The following is a 24181-nucleotide window of genomic DNA, read 5'->3' on the forward strand; positions in this document are numbered from 1 at the left end:
TGGCGGCACCCTATGCCGCATACCGGAGGCCCGCTCATGACCAGACCTGCTCTGATCGGGGCCGTCATCGAGAGCGGCGGCACCCGCTCCCGGACACCGGAGGCCCGCTCATGACCAGACCCGCTCTGATCGGGGATATCGGCGGCACCAACGCCCGCTTCGCGCTGGTATCGCCGGGTAGCTTCGAGCCCCACGATATCCTGAGCTTACCCTGCGCCGACTACCCGAACCTGGTGGAGGCGATCGAGGATTACCTCGCAAGGGTCGGCCACGAGGGCGAACGCGCCCCTCGAGAGGCCTGCCTGGCCTTCGCCTGCCCGGTGCATGATGACTGGGTCAAGATGACCAACAACGCCTGGGCCTTCTCGAAGGCCGAGGTGAAACAGGCGCTCGGCCTCGAGCTGTTCAAGGTCATCAACGACTTCACCGCTCAGGCCCTGGGCGTGCCCCACGTCGCCGCTGAGGATCTCGTCTCGGTCGGCGGAGGCTCAGCCCAGCCGCACAGCATTCGCCTGGTGATCGGCCCCGGCACGGGACTCGGCGTGGCCGGCGTCTTCCCGGGTCAGCACGCCTGGATCCCGCTGCCCACCGAGGGCGGCCACGTGACCTTCGCGCCCACCGACGAGCGCGAGCAGAACCTGCTGCGCTATTTCCATACCCGCTATGGACGCGTCTCGGTGGAACGCATCCTCTGCGGCCAGGGGCTCCTGGATCTCTATTGCGCCCATGCCTCGCTGAAGGGCGCCAACCCGCGCTACCAGAGCCCCGCCGAGGTCACGGCCGCCGCGGCCGACGGCGATGCCATCGCCGTCGACACCCTCAAGCGCTTCCTCAAGATCCTCGGCGACGTCTGCGGCGATGCGGCCCTGACCATCGGTGCCCGCGGCGGTGTCTATCTGTGCGGCGGCATCCTGCCGCGGCTGCTCGACTGGCTGCCCGAAAGCCGCTTGCGCGAGGCCTTTGCCGACAAGGGGCGGATGAGCGCCTACAATGCCGACATTCCGATCTGGGTGGTGACCGCGCCCTGGACAGGGCTGCTAGGTGCCGCCGAGGCATTGCACAACGAGGAGGTCGAATGATTCCAAGGTCGCTGCGCGAACTGCTGGACGCCACCGATGGACAGCGCCAGGTCGAGTGGGCCGGTCGCACCCTGTGGCTGGCCCGCGAGGCCTGGGGGGAGCTTGTGGTATCGCTGCAGGGCGCCCAGGTGCTGCACTATTTACCTTTCGCCCCCGAAACCGGGCGAGCCGCTGGCGCTCAACCCGCGCCGCTCTCTAACGCGTCCGACGCCACGCGCAAAGAAGCTGAATCCGCGCCCGACGGCGAGGAATCCCTGGTCCCCGGCGGCTGGCTGTGGGTGACGCCGACGCCCCAGGCCCTGCCGGGCGCGATCCGCGGCGGCATCCCGCTGTGCTGGCCCTGGTTCGCCGACGAGCACACCGCCGACGAGTCGCCGGACCGTTCGGGGCCGCTGCACGGCCCGGCACGTCGCGCCGACTGGCGCCTGGACGCCGTCGACGAGCACGAGGAAGGCGTCGAGCTGCACCTGTCGCCGATCGAGCGCCTGCACTCCCAGCTGGTGCCCCGGGCGGTGATCCAGGCCAACGCTCGACGCCTGCATGTGGAACTTATCACCGAGCATGTCGGCGAGACTCCGGTCAAGCTCACCGGCGCCCTGCACAGCTACCTGGCCGTCGCCGATGCCCATGGCTGCCGGGTCGAGGGACTGGCCGGCGCGCGCTATCTCGACAAGCTGGCCGGCTTCGCCGAGCGTGAACAGCAGGGCGAGCTGGGCATCCGCGGCGGACTCGATCGCATCTACCATTCCAATCGCGAGGTCATCCTCGACGATGGAGCACGGCGCCTGCGCATCGCCAAGCAGGGCAGCGACTCCACCGTGGTCTGGCACCCGGACCAGACGCCGCCTGCCGACACCTCGGTGTCGGCGGGTCGGCACTTCCTGTGCATCGAGGCCGCCTTCACGCGCCTGGATCCGGTCTGGCTGGTGCCCGGCGCCCAGCACCTGCTGGGCACCACCCTGTCACGGGGAGAGAGCGACGGATGAGCACCGAGCTGTTTCGCGACGCGCCCTTCCTGCTCGGCATGATGCGACTGCATGAGCACGAGCCGCTGCACCGGCCCGATGCCCTGGCCGACTGGATCGAGGCGCGCCTCGACCAGGGCCTTTGCTGGTTCGACCATGCCGACATCTACGGCGATCGGCAGGGTGAGACCCTGTTCGGGCAGGCGCTGCGCGCCCGCCCGGGGCTCGCGTCCCGGGTCCGGATCGTCACCAAGGCGAGCATCGTCACCCCCGGGCGCGATACCTCGCCGATGGGCGTCAAGCACTACGACAGCTCCCCCGTCTATCTTACACAGGCCATCGATGATGCCCTTTCGAGGCTCGGCGTGGAGCGCCTCGAACACTTCCTGCTTCACCGCCCCGACCCGCTGATGGACGCCGAGGCCACCGGCCGCGCCCTGGACGCGGCCATCGATGCCGGCAAGATCGGCGCCGCCGGCGTCTCGAACTTCCTGCCCGAGCAGTGGCGCCGCCTGCAACAGGCGATGCGACACAAGCTGGTCGGCCATCAGCTGAAGCTGTCGCTGGCCCACCCGGAGCCACTGTTCGATGGCCGCTACGATGCCCTGGTGGCCGATGATCTGCATCCCATGGCCTGGTCGCCACTGGGCGGCGGCATCGTCTTCGAGGACGTGCTCGGCGAATCCCTGACACGCATCGCCGAGGAGCTCGCGACCAGCTCCGCCGGCCTGGCCCTGGCCTGGCTCAGGGCCCTGCCCCAGCATCCGGTGCCGGTGATCGGCACCCTGCGCCCCGAGCGCATCGACCAGCTGCTCACCGGCGCCAACCTCGAGCTTGCGCGCCCCACCTGGTTCGCCCTGCTCGAGGAGGCACGCAGCCATCGCGTCGCCTGAGCGCCCCTGGACCTTGCTCACCTGCGGGTGACTCGATTCATCCGCTCGGCGACCATGACAAGAAGCGATCATGACAACAATCACGCACCCCGACACCTTGGAGGACGGCATGTTCCAACTGACCCGCAGCGTCACCTGGCAGGCCCTCGAGCGCCTGCAGCAGCAGACCGCCAACGATCGCATCAGCGACTATTTCTCTGCCGACCCCCAGCGCTTCGAGAAGATGAGCCTGCGGGTCGGAGGCCTCTTCCTCGACTATTCCAAGCATCAGGTCTCCGATGAGGTACTCAAGACCCTGCTGGAACTGGCCGATCATTCCGCCCTGGTGCAGCGTCGTGCCCAGATGTTCTCCGGCGACATCATCAACGTCACCGAAGACCGCCCGGTGCTGCACACCGCCCTGCGCAATCTCGGCGATGAGCCGGTCTACGTGGACGGCAAGGACGTGATGCCGGAGATTCATCAGACCCGCGAGCAGATCAAGCGCTTCTCGGAGGAAGTCCGCAGCGGCGAGTGGAAGGGCTACAGCGGCGAGCGCATCAAGGACGTGGTCAACATCGGCATCGGCGGCTCGGACCTGGGTCCCAACATGGCCTGCCGCGCCCTGCTCAAGCACCGCCATCCCGAGCTCAATTTCCACTTCGTCTCCAACGTCGACGGCACCCATATCCAGAAGGTGCTCAAGCGACTCGACCCGGCGACCACCCTGTTCATCGTCTCCACCAAGACCTTCTCGACCCAGGAGACGCTGCTCAACGCCAAGACCGCCCGCCGCTGGTTCCTCGACAGCGCGGGCGAGGACGCTGACGTGGGCGCTCACTTCATCGCCGCCTCCACCAACCGCAAAGCGGCCATGGAGTTCGGTATCCGCGAAGAGAACGTCTTCGAGTTCTGGGCCTGGGTCGGCGGACGCTACTCCATGTGGTCCTCGATCGGCCTGCCGATCGCGCTGTCCATCGGCTTCGAGGGCTTCATCGAGCTGCTCGAAGGCGCCCAGGAGATGGACAAGCACTTCATCGAGGCGCCCTTCGCCGAGAACATGCCGGTGCTGATGGCGCTGATCGGCATCTGGTACATCAACTTCCACGGCGCCGAGACCCAGGCGATCGTCCCCTACGACCAGGCCCTGCATCAGCTGCCCGCCTTCCTGCAGCAGCTCGACATGGAGTCGAATGGCAAGTCGGTGGACATCTTCGGCCAACCGGTCAACTACAAGACCGGCCCGATCGTCTGGGGCGAGACCGGCTCCAACGGTCAGCACGCCTTCTTCCAGCTGCTGCACCAGGGCACGCGCTTCGTGCCCATCGATTTCATCGCCTCGCTGAAGCCGGAGTCCGGGTTCGAGGATCACCACTTCGCGCTGCTGACCAACATGCTCGCCCAGGCCAACGCCTTCATGGAAGGCAGCCAGGACAGCAGCCAGCTCGATCCCTACAGCTGCCCGGGCAACCGCCCCTCGAGCACCCTGCTGCTCGACGAGCTGACGCCGAAGAACCTCGGTGCCCTGATCGCCCTCTACGAACACAAGGTCTTCGTGCAAGGCGTGATCTGGAACATCAACTCCTTCGACCAGTGGGGCGTGCAGCTCGGCAAGCGCATCGCCGGCGAGATCAGCGAGCGTATCGACGAGAACAGCCAGGACTTCGATGCCTCGACCCAGGGGCTCCTGTCGCTGGTGCGTGCCCGCTTCGGCGACCGCCAGGCCACCTCCTCCAAGAAGGACAAGGCCGCCGCCTCAGCCAAGGACGCGGCAGCGTCCAAATCCTCCCAGTCAACGGCCAAGCAGGATACCTCCGCATGACCCCGATCATTGCCTTCGGCGAAGCCCTCGTCGACATGCTCTCCAGCCGCCTGGGCGACGACGCCCAGGGACCCGAGACCTTTACCCCCTATGCCGGCGGCGCGCCGGCCAATGTGGCGGTGGCCTGCGCCCGCCTGGGGGTGCCCAGCCGCTTCCTCGGTATGCTCGGCGATGATTACTTCGGCGACTTCCTCGCCGACGAGCTCACCGCCCATGGGGTCGACACCTCGGGCGTGGTCCGCACCGACGAGGCCCGCACGGCTCTGGCCTTCGTCTCCCGCGACGCCGCGGGCGAGCGCACCTTCGACTTCTACCGGCCGCCGGCGGCGGACCTGTTGTACCGCCTCGAGCACCTGCCCGCCGGCGTCTTCGAGTCCCCGGCGATCCTGCATCTGTGCAGCAACAGCCTGACCGAAGAGGCCATCGCCGAGACCACCCTGAGCCTCGCCGACATGGCCGCCAAGAGCGGCAGCCTGGTCAGCGTCGATGCCAACCTGCGTCACAACCTGTGGGCGAGCGGCCAGGCCGAGATCGGCCCGGTGACGCAGCTGATCGACCGGGCCGCCCTGGTCAAGCTGGCCCGCGAGGAGCTCGACTACCTGCGCGGCGACCACCCAGCCGATGACTGGCTGGCAGAGCGGCTGCGGGCCGGCGTGCGCCTGCTGCTGATCACCGACGGTCCCGATGCGGTCGAAGTGCGCACCGTGAACGGCAGCTTCCAGGTGACGCCGCCGCGGGTCCAGGCGGTGGATACCACCGCCGGTGGCGATGCCTTCATCGGCGGCCTGCTCGCGACCCTGGCCGACCAAGACCTCTCTCCCCAGGGCGCAGGCAACGACTGGTGGCACGACGAGGCCCTGCTGCGTCGCGCCGTGGATGTCGCCTGCCGCTGCGGTGCCCATGCGGTCACCCGCCCCGGCGCCTATGCGGCCCTGCCCACCGCCCAGGATCTGGCGGCCTTCTAGCAGGAGCAACGTTAAGACAGCCGACCATCGGCCGATAGCTGTGATAGCTTGATGCCCTGCCCGGGAGCCATCTGGGCAGGGCAACGATCACGGAGAGGCCATGACGCAGAATGACACCCCAGCCATCGATGCACGGCGCCTGGCCGAGCTCGAGGAGACCGCCCGCCGCTACGAGGCCCTGGTCGATGAGGCGCCGACCGGCATCGTGCGCATCGACAGCCGGGGCATCATTCAGGCGATCAATCCCTTCGCACTAGCGTTGCTGGGCTACACATCCGAGGCCGTGGTCGGCCGCAACGTGGCCTGCCTGATGGCGCCAGAGCTCGGTCAGCAGCACGACGACTTCCTTGGTCGCTATCTCGCCGGCGAGGCACCACGCATCGTCGGCATCGGTCGCGAGGTCGAGGCGCGGCACCGGGATGGTCATGCCATTCCAGTGCATCTGGCGGTCAATGTTCTGCACGACGCGCGCGGCGAGGTCAGCGAATTCCTCGGTATCCTCACCGACCTCTCCGAGGTGCATGCGGTCCGCCAGGAGATCGTTCGCGAGCGCGCCCTGCTGCGTGCCATCCTCGACGGCAGCAAGGATCCCATCTACGCCCGCAGCACCAATGGCCGCTACCTGACCGCCAACCGGGCCTGCCTCGACCACCTGGGCCTGACGACACCGCCGCAGACGCCCGAAGAGATCGCCTCGCGCCTGCCCGACGCCATCGCCGAACGACTGGCCGAGGCGGAAGGAGCCGTCGTGCGGGATGGAGAGCCCGAGCGCTTCATCCTGCCTCCGCTCAACGACACCCTGTTCGATGTCACCGTCTCGCCGCTGCGCGACGCCGAGGGGCGCATACGCGGCACCGTGGGCGTCGCCCACGACATCACCGCCGCCCAACGTCAGGCGGCCCTGCTGCGGGTGCTACATCAGGGAATCACCGATTATCAGGCGCTGATGTCCGGGGAGCAGCTGTGGGACTTCCTGATGGAGGGCCTGCGCGAGCTCACCGGCAGCGACTATGCGCTGATCGGCGAGGTCATCAGGGTCGAGCAGCACTCCGCGCTGAAGATACATGCCATCACCGACCTGAGCTGGAGCGAGGAATCCCGCGCCTTGATGGAGCGGCTGCGCAGCGGCGACATGACGCTGGACAACCCGAACACCCTGCTCGGCCGGGTGTTCGCTCACGGCGAGACCGTGATGACCGACGACCTGGCCAGCCATCCTAAGCGCGGCGGCTTTCCGCCCGGCCACCCCACCCTGCACAACTACCTGGGCGTGCCGATTCTCGACGGCGAGCAGGTGATCGGCATGTATGCCATCGCCAACAGCCCCCAACGCTTCGATGAGACGCTCCTCGCCTGGATCGAACCCTTCACGGCCACCTGTGCGCTCCTGATCAACTTCTATCGGCAGCGCGCCCAGCGCGAGAACATCATCGCGGAACTGGGTCGCGCCCGGGATCAGGCGGAACAGGCGAGCCTCGCCAAGAGCGACTTCCTGTCCTCGATGAGTCACGAGTTACGCACCCCGCTCAATGCCATCCTCGGCTTCGCCCAGCTGCTCGCCAGCAGCCGCAGGTCCCCCCTCAACGAGCGCCAGCAACGCCAGGTCAGCCAGATCGAGAAGAGCGGCCATCATCTGCTCGGACTGATCAACGAGGTACTGGACCTGGCCAAGATCGAGGCTGGCCATCTGCATCTGTCCCTGGAGCCTCTGTCGCTTAAGACCCTCGTCGAGGATGCCACGGACACCATGGCCGGCATCGCCGAAACCGCCGGCATCACGCTGAGCGCCTCTTGTCCCGATACGGACTTCATCGTGGTCGCCGACTACACCCGCGCCAAGCAGGTCCTGCTGAACCTGATCTCCAACGCCATCAAGTACAACCGTGTGGCGGGACGTGTGAGGGTTCACGTCGCCCGGGCAGCAGCGCGGGCACGCATCACCGTCAGCGACACCGGACACGGCATTGCCGCCGAGCGCCAGGCGGAGCTGTTCGAGCCCTTCCAGCGGCTGGCCGCCGAGCATGGCGCCATCGAGGGCACCGGCATCGGCCTGGCGATCACCCGCCAGCTGGTGGAGCGCATGCAGGGGACGATCGAGGTCGACAGCCGTCTCGGGGAGGGCAGCGACTTCTGGGTCGAGCTGCCACTGGCGAATGAACAGGCAAGCGCAGCGCCCAAGCCCCATGCGGTGACGAGGGCCGCGACGTCCCACACGCCGGAGCGTCGGCTGCTCTACATCGAGGATAACCCGGCCAACCAGCGATTGATGGAGGACATCATCGCGGAGCTGGAGGGCTTTGGCCTGCAGATTGCGCCTAGCGCCGAGATCGGCCTGGAGCTGATACGCTATAGCGCGCCGGATCTGGTGCTGATGGACCTGCACCTGCCGGGCATGGACGGCTACCAGGCCCTGGCCGCACTCAAGCGAGACCCAGTCCATTCGACCCTGCCGGTCGTCGCCCTGTCCGCCAACGCCATGGCCCGAGACCTGAAGCGCGGCCAGCAGGCCGGCTTCGATGCCTACCTGACCAAACCCCTGGCTCTCGACCACCTGCGAGAGACCCTGGAGCGCCTGCTGCCCTGAGCGCGGCGCCGCCTGACCCGAGAGGATATCCGCGTTGATCGCCGACACGCCCCTGACCCACAAGCGCCTGCTGGTGGTGGACGATAACCCGGCCAATGTCGAGCTGCTGCTCGACCTGCTCGATGACCATGGCTTCGAGAACGTGACGAGTACGCTCGAGGGCACCCGAGTGGTGGCGATGTGCGAGGCCGACCGCCCGGACCTGATCCTGCTGGACATTCGCATGCCGGTCCTGGATGGCTACGGAGTCATGGAGACCCTCAAGGAGCGCTTCGGTGCTCAATCGCCGCCGGTCATCGTGCTCACCGCCCAGCACGATGACGAGACCCGTCACCAGGCGCTCTCGCTTGGCGTTCGCGACTTCCTGACCAAGCCTTTTCGTCATGACGAGGTCCTGCAGCGCATTCGCAATGTGTTGGAGGTACAGCACCGCTTCGATGTACGCGACCAGCAGGCCGATGCGCTCGAGCACCTGGTGGCCCAGCGCACCCAGGCACTCGAGCACCAGGCTCACACCAATGCCACCACCGGCCTGCCGAACCGCCAGGGGCTGACCCGGCTGCTGGAGGATCTCTCTTCCCGTGAAGAGCCCACCGGCATCCTCTTCATCGCCCTCGACGGGCTAGATGACATCATGCGTCTGCATGGCTACGGCACCATCGAGGCCTTGCTCAACCGGCTCGGCCGGCTGCTCTCGGCGACGCTGCCCTCCTCCCATGCGGTAGGCCCCTGGGGCAGCAATGAATGGCTGGTGATCTGCCCGAATTCCGAGGAAGCCGCCTCGCTCACGGCCCTCGCCGAGCGCCTCTGCCAGCTGATCCACCAGGATCACCCGGTGGGCGAGCTGCTGCTGCCGCTGAGGGCGCGCATCGGCATCTGCCAGGCCAGCGCCTTCGAGCCCGAGCGGCTGATCCACCAGGCCGCCCTGACCCTGCCTCATGGTCACCTGCCGCCGGTGCAGTACTACTCCGAGGCCCTGGAGCAGGCACAGCGCCATCGCCTGAAATTGCAACAGGCGTTGCGCGGTGCCGCGGCGCGGGGCGAGCTCACCCTGGTCTTCCAGCCCAAGATAGCCCTGGCCAGTGGCCAAATGATCGGCGCCGAGGCGCTGCTGCGCTGGCACCACCCCGAGTTCGGGCCTGTCTCGCCATCGGACTTCATCCCCCTGGCCGAGGCCAGCGGCGACATCCTGGCGATCGGCGACTGGGTCATCGACGCCGCCCTCGCCAAGCTCCAGACATGGCGCCAGGAACCCTGGTTCAGGGCAGACTTTCATCTCGCCATCAATGTGTCGGCGCGCCAGCTGTCACGCCAGGACTTCGCCACGCATCTGCTCGAACGACTGGCACGCTGGGACCTGCCTGGTGACCGCCTGGGCCTCGAGGTCACCGAATCGGGGCTCATGGTCGATGTCGCCCTGGCGCGAAAACAGCTGGCGGTCCTCGCCCGTGCCGGCCTACCCATTGCCATCGACGACTTCGGCACCGGCTACTCGTCGCTGGCCTACTTAAAGACCCTGCCGGTACGCACCCTGAAGATCGACCGCGCCTTCATCAGCCCGCTGCCGGACAGCGAGGAAGACAGCAACCTGGCCGCCACGGTCATCGCCATGGCGCACAGCTTCGGCTGCGACGTGGTCGCCGAGGGCATCGAGTGGCCCACCCAGGCCGCGTTACTGCATCGGCTGGGCTGCGAGGTCGCCCAGGGCTACCATTACGCCCGCCCCCTGACCGCCGAGGCCTTCCTCGACTGGTGTCGCCAGCGAGACGCCGCGCTCAGCTAGGACTACGGGAAAGCGACACGCAAAAAAAGACCCGCCAGTGGCGGGTCGAACAACAGCAGAGCTGTCGAGAGAGAAGCTTGGGTGCGAGCACGGGTCGCGATGGCAGGCCCCCGGCATCGCCGGCGGTGACGCCGCCGGCGCGAATCTCAGTGGTGGAAGCGCTCAGCGGCCTGGCGCGCCAGTTCGCGGATACCGTCCCAGTCCTCGGCGTCGACCAGGGCCTTGGGCGTCAGCCAGGAACCGCCCACGCACATAACATTGGGCAGCTTGAGGTAGTCCTCGGCATTGTCGACGGTGATGCCGCCGGTCGGGCAGAAGTGGGCATCGGGGATCGGGCCACCGAAGGACTTGATGGCCTTGGCACCGCCGCTGGACTCCGCCGGGAAGAACTTGAAACGACGATAGCCGTACTGCCAGCCGGTCATCAGCTCGGAGATGGTCGAGACGCCGGGCAGCATCGGCACCGGGCTCTCCACGCCGTAGCGATACAGTGCCTCGGTGGCCCCCGGGGTCACCACAAAGTCGGCGCCGACCTCTTCGGCCTGACGGTACTGAGCCGGCGTCAGCACGGTGCCGACCCCGATGCTGGCGCTCGGCAGCGCCTCGCGCATGCGCCGGATGGCTTCCAGGGCACAGTCGGTGCGCAGGGTGATCTCCAGTACCGGCAGCCCCCCTTCGACCAGGGCGCGGGCCAGGGGCACGGCGTCCTCGATACGCTCGATGGTGATCACCGGGATCACCTCGGCCTTGAGGCAGATGCTGTCGAGTTCGGTCGTGCGGGTAGAGGGCAGCTGCTTGTCGATGCTCATGATGGTCTCCAGATGGGGTCAGGGCGCCCAGTAGATCGCCAGGGGGCAGGCCAGGAAGGCGCGGACCGGCAGCTCGCGCACGTCATCGCCCCCCAGAGCCGCGGCCAGCCTGGAACGCTTGTCCTCGCCAGTGAGGTGCAGCACATGGCGCTTCGCCTGATGCAGCCGGTCGGCACTCAGGGTGATGCGCGCCTGAGGCTGGCTCGGGGTGCGCACCGCCACCACCGTGTCCTCGGTACTCAGGGCAAGCGGCAGTTCCTGGCTGTCCGGGAAAAGCGAGGCCGTATGGCCATCGCCGCCCATGCCGAGGATCACCATGCTGGCCGGCCAGGTCAGCGCCGCCAGGCGCTCGCCAACGGCCGCCGCGCCCTGCTCCGGAGTCTCGTCGTCGGTGGTCAGGGGCACGAAGGTGGCCGCCGCGGCCTCGCCGGTGAGCAGGTGTTCGCGCACCAGCCGGGCATTGCTGTCATCGGCATTCTCGGCGACCCAGCGCTCGTCGGCGAGGGTCACGTCGATGCGCGACCAGGGCAGCGGCTTGGCCGCCAGCGCCTTGAAGAAGGGCACCGGGGTGGAACCACCGGAGACCACCAGCAGGGCCCTTTCCTGATGCGCGAGATCGGCGCGGAGCGCTTCGGCCACGGCCTCTGCCAGCTGGTGAGCCAGATGTTCGCGACTGGGGTTCATCTTGCGTCCTCGTACAGTGAACATGGCGCCGCCCGCGGCGGCGCCGGATCAATAGTCTTCGTACCAGCTGCGGCCGTCCTGGGTGATCATGGCGATCGAAGCCACGGGGCCCCAGGAACCGGCCGGGTAGCGCCGCGGCGGCGTGTCACGATCTTCCCAGCCGGCGATCAGCTGATCACACCAGCGCCAGGCGTGCTCGATCTCGTCGCGCCGCACGAACAGGTACTGCTGGCCCTTCATCACCTCGAGCAGCAGCCGCTCGTAGGCGTCGGGAATCCGTGCCTTGGGGAAGGCGCTGTTGAAATCCAGGTGCAAGGGCCCGGTACGCAGGCGCATGCCCTTGTCGAGGCCGGAGTCCTTGGTCAGCACCTGCAGGGCGATGCCCTCCTCGGGCTGCAGACGGATCACCAGCTTGTTGGCCGCCAGGCTGCGCTGATCGGGATCGAAGATATAGTGCGGCTGCTGACGGAAGTGAATGACGATCTGCGACAGCTTGTCCGGCATCCGCTTGCCGGTGCGCAGGTAGAAGGGCACGCCCGCCCAGCGCCAGTTCGCGACCTCCGTCTTCATGGCCACGAAGGTCTCGGTATGGCTATCGGTATTGGCGCCCTCTTCCTCGAGGTAGCCCGGCACGGCCTGGCCGCCACTGGTGCCGGCGGTGTACTGGCCGCGTACCACGTCGCGATCCAGCGACTCGTGGGTGAAGGGCTTCAGGGCCTTGAGCACCTTGACCTTCTCGTCCCGGATGGCGTCGGCGTCGAGATTCGAGGGCGGGTCCATGGCCGTCAGGCATAGCAGCTGCAGCAGGTGGTTCTGTACCATGTCCCGCAGCTGGCCGGCCTGGTCGAAATAGCCCCAGCGCCCCTCGATGCCGACCTGCTCGGCCACGGTGATCTCCACATGGGAGATATGGTTCTGGTTCCACTGGGTGCCGAACAGGGGATTAGCGAAGCGCAGCGCGATCAGGTTCTGGACGGTTTCCTTGCCCAGGTAATGATCGATGCGATAGATCCGCGATTCCGGGAACACCTCGCCGATGACATCATTGATCTCCTCGGAGGAGGCCAGGTCGTAGCCGATCGGCTTCTCGACCACCACTCGCGTCTCGTCATCCAGGCTGTCGCTGGCCTGGAGGTTACGGCAGATGTCGCCATAGATCTTGGCCGGCACCGACAGGTAGACCACCATCGGCCGGTTCGCTCCCTCGCGCCAGGCGCGCACGGCCTGGTAGTCGTCGGGCTTGGCGAAATCGACCTTGGCGTAGTCGATACGCTCGAGGAAGCGAGCCAGACTCTCTGGGTCCTGCTCCTTGGGCTTGACCCGTTTCTTCAGAGCCGCGGCCACCTTGTCGCGGAAGTCGCCTTGATCCAGCTCATGACGAGCAAGGCCCAGCACGCGGGTATCGGCGGGCATCAGCCCTTCGCGATCGAGCTGATAGAGCGCCGGAAACAACTTGCGCAGGGCCAGATCGCCCAGAGCGCCGAACAGGGCCAGGTCGACATCCAGGCGGCCGGTGTCCTGAGAACGGGTATCGCGGGTCATGCCTCGCTCCCTGAAATATGGTTAACTTACGCACAAAATACGTTATTTGTGCGGCATAAAGCAAGATTTATATGTAACTTTACAACTTAAGGCACAGGGCGATGGCCACAATTTGGCGCATGCCTGCCGCCCACGCTAGCATATCCTGCATAATGTAGTTAAATCACTACATGACGAGCGCCATCCCGCGGATCGCGCCGCCAGAACGGCCCTACATCCATGCCGCCTCGTCATGTTCGTCGCCACGGAGACACCCCCTCAGCATGGCCAGTCACGACCTGATCGCCCGCATCCGCGCTCGCCTGGACGAACTCAACCGTTCAGAGCGCAAGGTGGCCGACGTCATCCTTCAGGATCCCGCCGCCGCTACCGGCATGAGCATCGCCACCCTGGCCCAGGCGGCCTCGGTCAGCGAGCCCACCGTCAACCGCTTCTGCCGCAACTTCGAAGCCAAGGGCTACCCGGACTTCAAGATCAAACTGGCACAGAGCCTGGCCGGTGGCACCCCCTACGTCAGTCGCAACGTCGAGCGAGACGACGATGCCGCTCACTATGGCGACAAGATCTTCGGCGCCACCATCGCTGCCCTCGACGAAGCGCGCCGCGAACTGGATGCCAAGCGCGTCGAGCGAGCGGTGGATTATCTGATCCAGGCCAAGCAGATCCACTTCTTCGGCCTCGGTGCCTCCGGACCGGTGGCGCAGGATGCCCAGCACAAGTTCTTCCGCTTCAACCTGCCGGTGATGGCCTACGAGGACGTGCTGATGCAACGCATGGTCGCCGCCTCCTGTCACACCGGTGACGTGGTGGTGATCATTTCCTACACCGGGCGAACGCGAGAGCTGGTCGAGATCGCTCGCCTGGCCCGGGACAATGGGGCCGTGGTGCTGGGCATCACTGCCCCCGACTCGCCGCTGGCGATGGAATGCACCGAAACCCTGGAGGTCACCACCCCCGAGGATACCGATGTCTACATGCCGATGACCTCGCGGATGATTCATCTGGCCCTGATCGACGTGCTGGCCACCGGCGTCACCCTGCGCCGCGGCGAGGACTTCCTCGGCCATCTGAAGAAGATCAAGGAAAGCCTCCAGGCGACCCGCTTCCCAAGCGAACCGGAGGCCGCAGGCGGCCCCGCCGGCGGCTGAGCACGGCGATCGCCCCCGCCTCGGGTTACACTAGGCAAACCGCCCCGACTTCAGCAAGAGAGCCCCCGATGAACCACGCCGCGCCCCGGAAGAGATCATGATCGCCAGATTGCGCCCCGTGCTGCTTGCCACCCTGCTGCTGCCGACACTGGCGTTTGCCCCGGCGGCTCAGGCCTTCGATCTCGATGCATTGGAAGCACAGCTAGCTACCCCCGAGCGACTGCAGGGCCACTTCCGCCAGTTCCACTGGCTGGCGGATCAGGAAGTTCGGCTGCACAGCCAAGGCCGCTTCCTCTTCCAGCGAGACCAACAGCTGATCTGGCTCTTCGAGTCCCCGACGCGCCAGGTATTGAGCTTCACCCCCGAGCGGCTGAGCTATGTCCCAGAGAGCGATGCCACGGAGAGCGAGGCCGAGCAGGACCAGGCCCGCTCTCTCCAAGGCGATATCGAGGCACTGCTGCCCGCCCGCCGTACCTTCCAGCGCCAGCTGGTCGCACTCATGGGCGGAGACCTCTCGGCGCTCGGTGAGGAATACCACCTCACGCTCTCCGGCGACCGCGAAGCCTGGCAGGTGGCACTGCGGCCACGAGCCTCGACCCTGGAGCTGCCACTGGCGACCCTGACCCTGTCGGGCGGCGAGCATCCCGAACGGCTGGACATGGCCATCGCCAACGGCGACAGCCTCTCCATCCGCTTGAGTGACACCGAGGAAGTGCTCAACGAGAGCCTGGTGCCCTGGCTGGTTCACTGGCTGATTGGCGATCCCACCGCAGCGGAGGACGCGGCGCCCCTGGAAGATGTGGAGGGCGAGAAGGAAGAGCGCGGCGCGACCGCCCGCGACGCCGCCGTGGAGACGCAAGACTAGAGCAGGAGGGCTGGAGCGGGAAAACGCTAGCAGAACTAGCAGAAAGGGGCCGGCGAGAAGCCGAATACGCATGGGGAGCGACGCGGTCGCTCCCCGACAGGCAGCAAAGGCTCAGCCCTTGATGGCGCAGGTCACGGTGATCTCGACCTTGAGCTCATCGGCCGGCATCGGCGCGGTGATGCAGGTGCGCGCGGGGGCGTGACCCTCGGGCACCCAGGCATCCCAGACCTCGTTCATGGCGGCGAAGTCGTGGCCTTCCTTCAGGTAGATGGTTGCCGAGAGCAGGTGCTCGCGGTCGGAACCGATCTCCTCAAGCAGCGCCTCGACCCGTGCGAGCATGCTCTGGGTCTGTTCGGCGATATCGCTGTGACGGGCCTCGGGGCCAGCCACCTGGCCACACAGATAGGCCACCCCATTGTGAATCACGGCGCGGCTCATGCGCGCTTTGGTGTCGTGTCGAACGATGGTCACGTCCTGGTTCTCCTTGAGTTTCCCTGGGGAAGGTGGCGGCCGGCCCTGTCGCCCGACCGCCACGCATCATGTGCTCTGCGCCGATCTCGGCGCCCGAGCCTATCTCAGCAATCTATTTCAACACTCTATTTCAAGAACTTATCTCAGCAACAGCACCGGCAGGCTGGCCCGGCGCAGCATGGTGGTAGTGGTGCTGCCGACCAGCAGATGACGCACCCGCGAGTGGCCATAGGCACCCATCACCAGCATGTCGATGTCGTGTTCCTCGGCGTAGCCGCGAAGGCTCGCCTCCACCTCACCGGCGCGGATCTCGCCGTGGGCCTCGAAGCCGGCCTCGGAGAGCGTCTTGAGCGCCCAGTCGAGCTGCGAGCGCAGATCGGCCACCTCGGCCCCGACCATCACCACATGACAGTCGATGCCCGTGAACAGCGGGCTCTGGGCGATCATCTCGACGCCCTTGCGGGTGGTCTTGCTGCCATCGAAGGCGATCATCACCCGGCGCGGGGGGCGAAACTCCTCGGGCACCATCAGGATCGGCCGATGCAGGCTGCGAACCACCCGCTCGAGGTTGGATCCCAGATGTTCGGGCGCTTGGTGGGCGGACTCGCCGCGCTTGCCGATCACCAGCAGGCGAATCTCGCTCTCGAGTTCGGCCAGCGTCTCGACCAGCTCGCCGTTGCGCTGGCGAGAAGCGGGTTCGGCCACACCATCCTCGACGGCCCGAGTCTTGGCGGCCTCGAGCATCACCCGGCCACGCTCCTGGGCCAGGCGCGCGCGTTGCTCGTCCAGCGACGAGAGCTCCTCGAGCAGGTGCTCCCGGGAGCCCAGGCCGATGTTGCCGGAGAGATCCGCCTCGGCGGTCTGGGGATGGTTATCGACCACATGCAGGAAGGTCAGGGGCGCAGCCAGCGCCTGGCTCGCCCAGGCGGCGTAATCGCATACGCCGGTGGAGAAGTGAGAGCCGTCGATGGCTGCCATCACTTGATCGGTCATGGTGCAGGTCCTTGGCAGGTGAATGGCGTCTCTTACCGCCTTTCTACCGCAATGCGCCGGCGCTGGATAGCACCGGCGCGATTCGCGTATCAGTGACCGCCCATCAGCTTGTCCACGGCATCCGGCTTGTCGTGGATCGCGAAGCGGTCGACGATGGTCGCGCTGGCCTCGTTGAGGCCGATCACCTCAACCTCGGTGCCCTCGCGGCGGAACTTGAGCACCGCCTTGTCCAGCGCCTCAACGGCCGTGATGTCCCAGAAGTGTGCCCGGGACAGATCGATCACCACCCGCTCGACGCTTTCCTTGAAGTCGAAGGCGGCCATGAAGCGCTCGCCGGAGGCGAAGAACACCTGGCCCACCACCTGATAGCGACGGCCGCGACCGTCTTCGGAGGCCTCGGAGCCGATGTAGAGAATGTTGCCGACCTTGTTGGCGAAGAACAGCGCGGCCAGCAGCACGCCGACGAAGACGCCGATCGCCAGGTTATGGGTGCTCACGGTGACCACCACGGTCGCCAGCATCACGATATTGGTGGAAAGCGGATGCTTCTTCAGGTCACGGATCGAGGCCCAGCTGAAGGTACCGATCGAGACCATGATCATCACCGCCACCAGCGCGGCCATGGGAATCTGCGACACCCAATCGGAGAGGAAGACCACCATCAGCAGCAGCACCACGCCGGCCACCAGGGTCGACAGGCGACCGCGGCCGCCGGATTTGATGTTGATCACCGACTGGCCGATCATCGCGCAGCCCGCCATGCCGCCGAGCAGGCCGGCGCCGATGTTGGCGATCCCCTGCCCCTTGCACTCACGGTTCTTGTTCGAGGAGGTGTCGGTCAGGTCATCGACGATGGTGGCGGTCATCATCGACTCGAGCAGGCCGACCACGGTGAGCATCACCGCATAGGGCAGGATGATCCACAGGGTCTCGAGGGTCAGCGGCACCTCGGGCCACAGGAACACCGGCAGGGTGTCCGGCAGCTCGCCCATGTCGCCGACGGTGCGAATGTCCATGCCCGAGAGGATATACACCGCGGTCAGCACCAGGATGCACACCAGCGGGGAGGGCAGAGTCTTGCCGATCACCGGGATCAGCGGGAACAGATAGATGATGCCAAGTCCCGCCGCCGTCATGGCATAGACATGCCAGGTGACGTCGGTGAGCTCAGGCAGCTGCGCCATGAAGATCAGGATCGCCAGGGCGTTGACGAAACCGGTGACCACCGAGCGCGACACGAAGCGCATCAGGTCGGCGAGGCGCAGATAGCCCGCCACGATCTGCAGCACCCCGGTCAGGAGGGTGGCCGCCAGCAGGTATTCGAGGCCATGTTCCTTGACCAGCGTCACCATCAGCAGCGCCATGGCACCGGTCGCCGCCGAGATCATGCCCGGCCGGCCGCCGGTGAAGGCGATGATCACGGCAATACAGAAGGAGGCGTAGAGGCCCACCTTGGGGTCGACGCCGGCGATGATCGAGAAGGCGATGGCCTCCGGAATCAGCGCCAGCGCCACCACGATCCCCGATAGCGAATCGCCCTTGATGTTGGAAAACCAGTCTTGCTTGATTGATCGGATCATTCTGCGGTCCAGTCGTGGGTCCATGTCATGCCCGAAGGCGCGAAGCGCGTGGCGCGCGGTGACGTCGAGATACGGGGGCCGCCTGAAGCGCGACGCTGGCCGCGGCCTGCCGGCGAAGGCAGCCCATAGGCGAGGCGGAGCGTGTCGCTAATCAGCACGGTTGACGTCAGGATGACGCCAAGCGGTGACGCTGCCATGAAGACAGCGACAGGATGGGAAAGGGAGCGCTAGGGCGGGGTACTGCCACCGGCGGGCAGGGTCTGCCGAGTATCAACTGTCGTATCGACTATCACAGTGAATCATCCCGTCACTCGCAGGTAAGGACCGTCACGGCGATCCTTTACCCTGGTGGTATCTACGTCACTTTTGACAAGCGGCGGATTCTATCAGTTGAGCGCGCGACCTGCACCCTCCTGGCGACGGGGACCGCCGCCCGGCCAGGCTCGGACCGTCGGGCGGGGCACAAGGAAGGTTCGAGCCTCACTCGGCCCTTTTCTCGCTTCTTACTCGCGCCTTAATCTCGCGCATTTAGTCAGTCGGGGGCGGCGGCGTGGCCTTTCGGTACTCGCCCATGTCCCGGAAGGCCTGCATGACATCCATGGGCAGCGGGAAGAAGATGGTCGAGGCATTCTTGTTGCTCATGTCGCTCATGGTCTGCAGGTAACGAAGCTGCAATGCCGCCGAATTCTCGGACATCACATTGGCCGCCTCGACCAGCTTCTTCGAGGCCTGCAGCTCGCCCTCGGCATGGATGACCTTGGCGCGCCGCTCCCGCTCGGCCTCGGCCTGACGGGCGATGGCGCGGATCATGCTCTCGTCGAGATCGACGTGCTTGATCTCGACGTTGGCCACCTTGATGCCCCAGCCTTCGGCGGAGGTGTCGATGATCTCCTGGATGTCGTCATTGAGCTTGTCGCGCTCGGAAAGCATCTCGTCGAGCTCGTGCTTGCCGAGCACCGAACGCAGCGTGGTCTGGGCCAGCTGACTGGTGGCATTGACGTAGTGCTCGACCTGGATGATCGCCTTCTCCGGGTCGACCACCCGGAAGTACAGCACCGCATTGACCTTGACGGTGACGTTGTCCTGGGAGATCACGTCCTGCTCCGGCACATCCATGGTGATCACCCGCAGGTCGACCACCTGCATCCGCTGAATGCCGGGAATGATGATGACGAGCCCCGGCCCCATGACGCGCTGGAAGCGCCCCAGGAAGAACACCACGCCGCGCTTGTATTCCGGCAGGATACGAATCGATGCCGCCAGCAGCATGATCAGCAGCACCACCGGTACCAGATAGGAAATCAACATGACGCACACCTCCTTGGCAGTCCCCGGCCGCACTGGCTAGGACTCGCGTGATGATGCCTTGAGCGGTTCGACCTCCACGGTCAGGCCGTGAAGCCCCACCACCTTGAGCGGCTGCCCCTCGAGCACCGGCTCCCGGGCGCGAGCGCGCCAGCGTTCGTTGTGCAGCCAGACGTGGCCATCGGTATCGAAGTCCTCCAGTGCCCTGGCCTCGGCACCGAGCAGCTCCTCCTGACCGGTACGCACCGGACGCCGGCGCAGGCGGATGAAGTGGACCATCATCCACAGCAGCAGGGCCGCCGCGAGTCCCGCCACGCCGCCGATCAGCGGCAACGAGACGCGCAGATTCTCGGCATCCATCAGGATCACCGAGCCGATCACGAAGGCGACGATGCCGCCGATACCGAGAATGCCGAAGCTCGGCATCAACGCCTCCCCGGCGATCAGCCCCAGGCCGACCAGAATCAATGCCAGGCCGGCGAAATTGACCGGCAGCACCTGGAAGGCAAACAGCGCCAACAGCAGCGAGATCACTCCGATGGTGCCGGGCACCAGGCTGCCGGGATTGGAGAGCTCGAAGATCAGCCCGTAGATGCCGATGATCATCAGGAAGTAGGCGACATTGGGGTCGGTGATCACCGACAACAGCTCGGTGCGCCAATCCGGATCGAAGCGCTCGAGGGTCAGGTCCGCGGTCGCCAGCACCCGCTCTCCGTTCTCCATGATCACACGGCGACCATCGAGCTGGGCCAGCAGGTCATCGAGATCGCGGGCCAGCACATCGATGACCCCTTGCTCGAGGGCCTCGCTGGAGGTCAGGGTCCGGGCCTCGCGCACGGCGAGCTCGGCCCAGTCGGCGTTGCGACCGTGACGCTCGGCGAGGCCGCGGATATAGGCCACCGCATCCTCGAGCACCTTGCGCTCCATGGCGGTGGCGCCACGCCGCTTCGGGGCGTCGGCGTCTGGTTTCTCTGCCGCCTGAGCATCTGGAGCCCGACCATCTGGAGCCCGATCATCTGGAACCTGAGCATCAGCCGCCTGAGGAGCCGGTGTACCGGCCGTTGCGCCCCTTTCGCCGGAGGCGCCTTCACCCTTGCTCACCTCCCTGCCCTTGGCCTTGCCGGACGTAGCCTTCCCTTCGGTTTCATCACCGGCCGGGGGCTCCTCGTCGCCGAAGCCTGGCAGGCCGCCCCCACCCAGGCTCACCGGAGTGGCCGAGCCCAGATGCGTCGACGGCGCCATCGCCGCCACATGACTGGCATACAACAGGTAGGTGCCGGCGCTGGCCGCTCGAGCTCCGCCAGGCGCAACATAGATCGCTACCGGCACCGGCGAGGAGAGCATCTCGCTGATCATGTCGCGCATCGAGGCATCCAGCCCACCCGGCGTATCGAGCACCAGGATGGCGAGTTCGGCATCGAGGTCCCGGGCACGATGCAGGCCGCGGATGAAATAGTCCGCGGTGGCCGGGCCAACAACACCGCCCAGGGTCATCACCAGCACCTGGCGCTCCCGACTCTCCTGCTGGGCGAGGGCCGGCCCCAGCCAGGCGAGCATCGCGCCGAGCAACAGCACCGCGAGGCTCGGCCACAGTCGCCCTCGGCTCCTGCGACAGAATGTGCGATGGGATCTGCTGGCCTTCATGATCTCTGCCCCCTTCCCTGCCGCTGGGCCTTGCGAGCCCGGCCAGGGAGAGCGCCTGCTCCCCCCACCCATGTGCCGCGCTTGCGGTGTACTCACCCTTACAACATAGCCAACATCGACATCATCAGGCCCGATTTCGCCATGAACACCCAGACTCGACGGCTTGCGCCCTCATACGCCGGCCAGCAGCCGCCCGAAGCCGGCCTGACAGGTGGGGCGGCCGGCGATCCAGCGGGCGTGCCAGTAGAGCGCCTGATTGCTCGAGATGCAGGGCACGCCGAAGCGCTGCTCGAGCTCCTCGAGCACATCCAGCGCACGCAGGTTGGTGCAGGGCAGGACCACCGCCTCCACAGGCTCCACGCCTTCCAGAAGCGACGCCAGGGCATCGCCCAGGCAAGCGGGGTCCACCGCCGGAATGTCCGGGTCGTGGTCGAGGCGGAAGCCGCCGATGGCCGCGACCTCGATACCTTGCGCCGTGAAGGCGGCGAGAAAGGCATCATCCACTGCACGCACATAGGGAGTTAGCACGGCGATGCGGCGCGCCTCCAGCGCCTCCAGGGCGGCACGGATGGCAAGCCAGGGGTGAGTGACGGCAACCTCGGGGCGCACCGCATGCAGGCGCTCGGCGATCGGCACGTCGCCGATCAGGAGCCCCGCCGAGGTACAGCCGAACACCAGGGTATGCAACGGCAGTCCCGGCACCAGGGTCGCCGCGGCCGGGGTGATACCGGCTTCCAGGGCCTTGAGGGCCTCCGGGGTGACCTCGGCGTGAGTGGGCATGCGGGTGCAGAAGAGCTCCATGTCGTCACCGACCAGCCGATGCCAGTCCCGCTCCAGGGTGTAGTCGGTATCGAGCAATACCAGACCAATGCGCAATAGCTCCGGTCGGGCATAGCGATGAAACGCCAGTGCCCGGTCGTCCGCCGCGGCAGTGAGCGGGAAGGAGGAAACTGAGGAAGAGACTGGCGGCATGGCGGCATCCGTGAATAGAGGCGTGATGCTATTACCCTAGTCGCTCTATGGGTCTCAAGCCTGTGTCTTCGTGCGCACATGTCGCTGATTGTCATGCGGCGCGTCAACGCAGCCTCACTCCCCGACGATCCCCTGCTGGTCGCGACGCGCCCGAAGCGCGCCTTCCAGGACCGCCGCCCAGGCCGGCAGGTCGATAGGCAGCTGGCCGATCACCTCGATCTCTCGATTCTCGAAGACCTCGGGATCCGCGCCGGCCAGCCGCCTGATCTCCCGGTCGCGGTGCTCGAGCAGTACGTCGAGATAGGGGTGATAGCAGGCCAGCAAGGCGGTGATCCAGCGGTTGACCGGCCAGGAAGGCCAGGCATGATCGAGGGCGAAGGCCTCGGCAAGCGACAGGGTCGTGGTCGCATCGCGCCAGTGCTCGCCGGTCACCCAGCGGTTGGTGGTGAAGAGGCCCAGCGGCTCGCCCCAGGCGTCCATGGAGATGGCGATCAGATGAGTGGGCGTGCCGACCTCGCCGTCCCCATGGTCGGCGACCGGGCGGTTGAAGACATGGAAGTGACCATGCTCGCCGCCGCGATGGGCATGATAGTAGTACTGGCCACCGGTCTCGCTGTCATAGACATCGCCATCGGGATAGTGATTGAACTCGAGGAAGTCCCCCTGCCCCTTGAGCAGTTCACCAACGAGATTCAAGCCGACCTTCTTCAACACCCGCTGGCAGTCCAGCGCCTCTCTGGCAGCGGCCGCCATGACCGCGATCTCAGCGGTGGAATAGCCCTCGAGGCGTGGCACCGAGATGGGCTCGAAGAGGGAGAATGCGGCCATTGATGTCATCGATGACTCCTTGCTTGGCTCTGGACGGCGGTCCGGCGCCCTCCAACGGCGGCTCGCCGGACCTGTTGCCCTTCCTAGAGGCGGTGGGGTTCGCCCGCATAGCGCTTCTGTACCTCGACCACATAGGCCGATAGCGCGGAGAGCTCCTCGCTGTCCCAGCCCAGCGTCGAGGCGGCCATGGGGTTGAGCATGCAGACCTGGACCATCTCGTCGGCATGCAGCATCGACATGCCATAGAGGCTCTCGCCCATCGCCACCCGATGCGGGAAAGGCGAGGCGAAGGTGGCCTGATAGGCGCTGTCCTGATCGACCCCATGGCAGCTCGCACAGGCCAGGCCATTGGTGCTGAGGCTCGCGTCCTGGAAGAGTGCCTTGCCTCGAGCGATCAGGGTGTCAACGTTGTCGCCGTCTTCCCGATAGCCCGGCGTGTAATTGTCCGGCCGCTTCACTGCGCAGGGGTTTCTGGCACTGGCCGCGGCACAGGGGTTCTTGGCCGCGCAGGGATTCGCCGCACAAGGATTCTTGGCCGCGCAGGGATTCGCCGCACAGGGATTCTTGGTGGCGCAGGGATTGGCGGCGCAGGGATTGGCGGCGCAGGGATTGGCGGTACAGGAATTCTTGGCCGCACACGGATTGTCCGCGGCACAGGGGTTCTTGGCGGCACAGGGGTTGGGGGCACAGGCCTGCTGGACGGCGCAGGGGTTCTTCGCCGCACAGGGGTTGGCGCCACACTGGGCCAGGGCCTGCCCCATGACACCGGCCAGGGAAACGCCGAGCAGGGCCCCGCCTGTCATCAGGGGGCGGCGACAGCGCCAGAGATGATCGATCGTAGTCATGGACTCGCTCCTGAGACTCTTCCATTAGCAGGATAGACGGAGAGGCCCCTACTGGCCGCCGGCCTCGCAGGGATTGCAGGGAGGCTTGACCGCACAGGGATTGGCCGCCGCGCAGGGATTGGCCGCGGCACAGGGGTTCTTGGCCGCACAGGGATTCGGCGCGCAGCTCTGCTGGGCGGCACAGGGTGTCTTGACCGCGCAGGGGTTGGCCCCGCACTGCGCCAGGGCGCTCCCGGCGGCACCTGCCAGGCCGAGCCCCAGCAGCGACGCGGCCAGCGAGTGAGTCATGGCACGACGGTTGGGCAGCAGACGAAAGCTAGGCATGATCGTTCTCCAGATTGTTGTCGGTGGCTGGCCCTGAGGGCCCTGGATACGTGCCGCAGCGTGCGAAACGTGGAACTTGGTCGCGCATCCTGAGCCAGACT

At 66.4% G+C, this 24181-nt stretch carries 21 protein-coding genes; 9 read left to right on the forward strand and 12 right to left on the reverse strand.

Annotated elements, in window-relative coordinates; translation table 11 throughout:
* The first annotated feature begins 110 nt into the window (after positions 1–110).
* From glk to IEJ03_RS10990, 7 genes are all read left to right on the forward strand, one after another.
* Positions 111–1079, forward strand: a complete 969-nt coding sequence (glk, locus tag IEJ03_RS10960; RefSeq protein WP_192034897.1) for a glucokinase — start codon at positions 111–113, stop codon at positions 1077–1079.
* On the forward strand, positions 1076–2065 hold the full coding sequence (locus IEJ03_RS10965) for a D-hexose-6-phosphate mutarotase (RefSeq protein WP_192034898.1): 990 nt from the start codon (positions 1076–1078) through the stop codon (positions 2063–2065). The genes glk and IEJ03_RS10965 overlap by 4 nt, the downstream gene beginning before the upstream one ends.
* Positions 2062–2937, forward strand: a complete 876-nt coding sequence (locus IEJ03_RS10970) for an aldo/keto reductase (RefSeq protein WP_192034899.1) — start codon at positions 2062–2064, stop codon at positions 2935–2937. Before IEJ03_RS10965 ends, IEJ03_RS10970 begins: the two co-directional genes overlap by 4 nt.
* A gap of 109 nt (positions 2938–3046) precedes the next feature.
* Positions 3047–4738: a glucose-6-phosphate isomerase gene (gene pgi / locus IEJ03_RS10975; RefSeq protein WP_192037286.1), complete on the forward strand. Its 1692-nt coding sequence runs from the start codon at positions 3047–3049 to the stop codon at positions 4736–4738.
* Complete coding sequence (locus IEJ03_RS10980; protein WP_192034900.1) at positions 4735–5703, forward strand: carbohydrate kinase; 969 nt, start codon at positions 4735–4737, stop codon at positions 5701–5703. Before pgi ends, IEJ03_RS10980 begins: the two co-directional genes overlap by 4 nt.
* Before the next feature lie 100 nt (positions 5704–5803).
* On the forward strand, positions 5804–8287 hold the full coding sequence (locus IEJ03_RS10985) for a PAS domain S-box protein (protein ID WP_192034901.1): 2484 nt from the start codon (positions 5804–5806) through the stop codon (positions 8285–8287).
* 34 nt (positions 8288–8321) lie between these two features.
* The gene (locus IEJ03_RS10990) at positions 8322–10070 is read left to right on the forward strand and encodes an EAL domain-containing protein (protein WP_242457942.1); all 1749 of its coding nucleotides are present in this window, start codon (positions 8322–8324) and stop codon (positions 10068–10070) included.
* Between the two features lie 146 nt (positions 10071–10216).
* Here IEJ03_RS10990 and IEJ03_RS10995 read toward each other — a convergent pair whose 3' ends face one another.
* From IEJ03_RS10995 to zwf, 3 genes are read right to left on the reverse strand one after another with little or no spacing between them, the layout of a single operon-like run.
* Positions 10217–10879: a bifunctional 4-hydroxy-2-oxoglutarate aldolase/2-dehydro-3-deoxy-phosphogluconate aldolase gene (locus IEJ03_RS10995; protein WP_192034902.1), complete on the reverse strand. Its 663-nt coding sequence runs from the start codon at positions 10877–10879 to the stop codon at positions 10217–10219.
* A gap of 18 nt (positions 10880–10897) precedes the next feature.
* Positions 10898–11563 carry a 6-phosphogluconolactonase gene (pgl, locus tag IEJ03_RS11000; RefSeq protein ID WP_192034903.1) on the reverse strand — a complete coding sequence of 222 codons (666 nt, stop codon included), beginning with the start codon at positions 11561–11563 and terminating at the stop codon, positions 10898–10900.
* A gap of 48 nt (positions 11564–11611) precedes the next feature.
* Entirely contained in the window at positions 11612–13105 is a 1494-nt protein-coding gene (gene zwf, locus IEJ03_RS11005) for a glucose-6-phosphate dehydrogenase (protein WP_192034904.1), read from the reverse strand.
* Between the two features lie 263 nt (positions 13106–13368).
* Between zwf and IEJ03_RS11010 the strand changes: the two genes are divergently transcribed.
* Positions 13369–14253 carry a MurR/RpiR family transcriptional regulator gene (locus IEJ03_RS11010; protein WP_192034905.1) on the forward strand — a complete coding sequence of 295 codons (885 nt, stop codon included), beginning with the start codon at positions 13369–13371 and terminating at the stop codon, positions 14251–14253.
* A 97-nt stretch (positions 14254–14350) separates the two neighbouring features.
* The gene (locus tag IEJ03_RS11015) at positions 14351–15118 is read left to right on the forward strand and encodes an outer membrane lipoprotein carrier protein LolA (protein ID WP_192034906.1); all 768 of its coding nucleotides are present in this window, start codon (positions 14351–14353) and stop codon (positions 15116–15118) included.
* Positions 15119–15229: 111 nt separating this feature from the next.
* Here IEJ03_RS11015 and IEJ03_RS11020 read toward each other — a convergent pair whose 3' ends face one another.
* The 9 genes from IEJ03_RS11020 to IEJ03_RS15825 all read right to left on the reverse strand — a co-directional run bounded on the left by IEJ03_RS11020 (position 15230) and on the right by IEJ03_RS15825 (position 24080).
* Complete coding sequence (locus IEJ03_RS11020; RefSeq protein WP_192034907.1) at positions 15230–15589, reverse strand: RidA family protein; 360 nt, start codon at positions 15587–15589, stop codon at positions 15230–15232.
* Positions 15590–15727: 138 nt separating this feature from the next.
* Positions 15728–16582 carry a universal stress protein gene (locus tag IEJ03_RS11025; protein WP_192034908.1) on the reverse strand — a complete coding sequence of 285 codons (855 nt, stop codon included), beginning with the start codon at positions 16580–16582 and terminating at the stop codon, positions 15728–15730.
* An 89-nt stretch (positions 16583–16671) separates the two neighbouring features.
* Positions 16672–18162, reverse strand: coding sequence for a SulP family inorganic anion transporter (locus tag IEJ03_RS11030; protein ID WP_192034909.1), 1491 nt, complete (start codon positions 18160–18162; stop codon positions 16672–16674).
* A gap of 528 nt (positions 18163–18690) precedes the next feature.
* Positions 18691–19470 carry a slipin family protein gene (locus IEJ03_RS11035; RefSeq protein ID WP_192034910.1) on the reverse strand — a complete coding sequence of 260 codons (780 nt, stop codon included), beginning with the start codon at positions 19468–19470 and terminating at the stop codon, positions 18691–18693.
* A 36-nt stretch (positions 19471–19506) separates the two neighbouring features.
* Positions 19507–21111, reverse strand: a complete 1605-nt coding sequence (locus IEJ03_RS11040; RefSeq protein ID WP_192034911.1) for a nodulation protein NfeD — start codon at positions 21109–21111, stop codon at positions 19507–19509.
* A gap of 171 nt (positions 21112–21282) precedes the next feature.
* Positions 21283–22083: an aspartate/glutamate racemase family protein gene (locus IEJ03_RS11045; protein WP_192034912.1), complete on the reverse strand. Its 801-nt coding sequence runs from the start codon at positions 22081–22083 to the stop codon at positions 21283–21285.
* A gap of 114 nt (positions 22084–22197) precedes the next feature.
* Complete coding sequence (locus IEJ03_RS11050; RefSeq protein ID WP_192034913.1) at positions 22198–22920, reverse strand: hypothetical protein; 723 nt, start codon at positions 22918–22920, stop codon at positions 22198–22200.
* A gap of 74 nt (positions 22921–22994) precedes the next feature.
* The gene (locus IEJ03_RS15820) at positions 22995–23756 is read right to left on the reverse strand and encodes a hypothetical protein (RefSeq protein WP_202884365.1); all 762 of its coding nucleotides are present in this window, start codon (positions 23754–23756) and stop codon (positions 22995–22997) included.
* 48 nt (positions 23757–23804) lie between these two features.
* Complete coding sequence (locus IEJ03_RS15825) at positions 23805–24080, reverse strand: hypothetical protein (RefSeq protein WP_202884366.1); 276 nt, start codon at positions 24078–24080, stop codon at positions 23805–23807.
* Positions 24081–24181 lie beyond the last annotated feature (101 nt).

Origin of the sequence: Halomonas sp. YLGW01 (genome assembly GCF_014840935.1) — a bacterium.
Classification (GTDB): domain Bacteria; phylum Pseudomonadota; class Gammaproteobacteria; order Pseudomonadales; family Halomonadaceae; genus Onishia.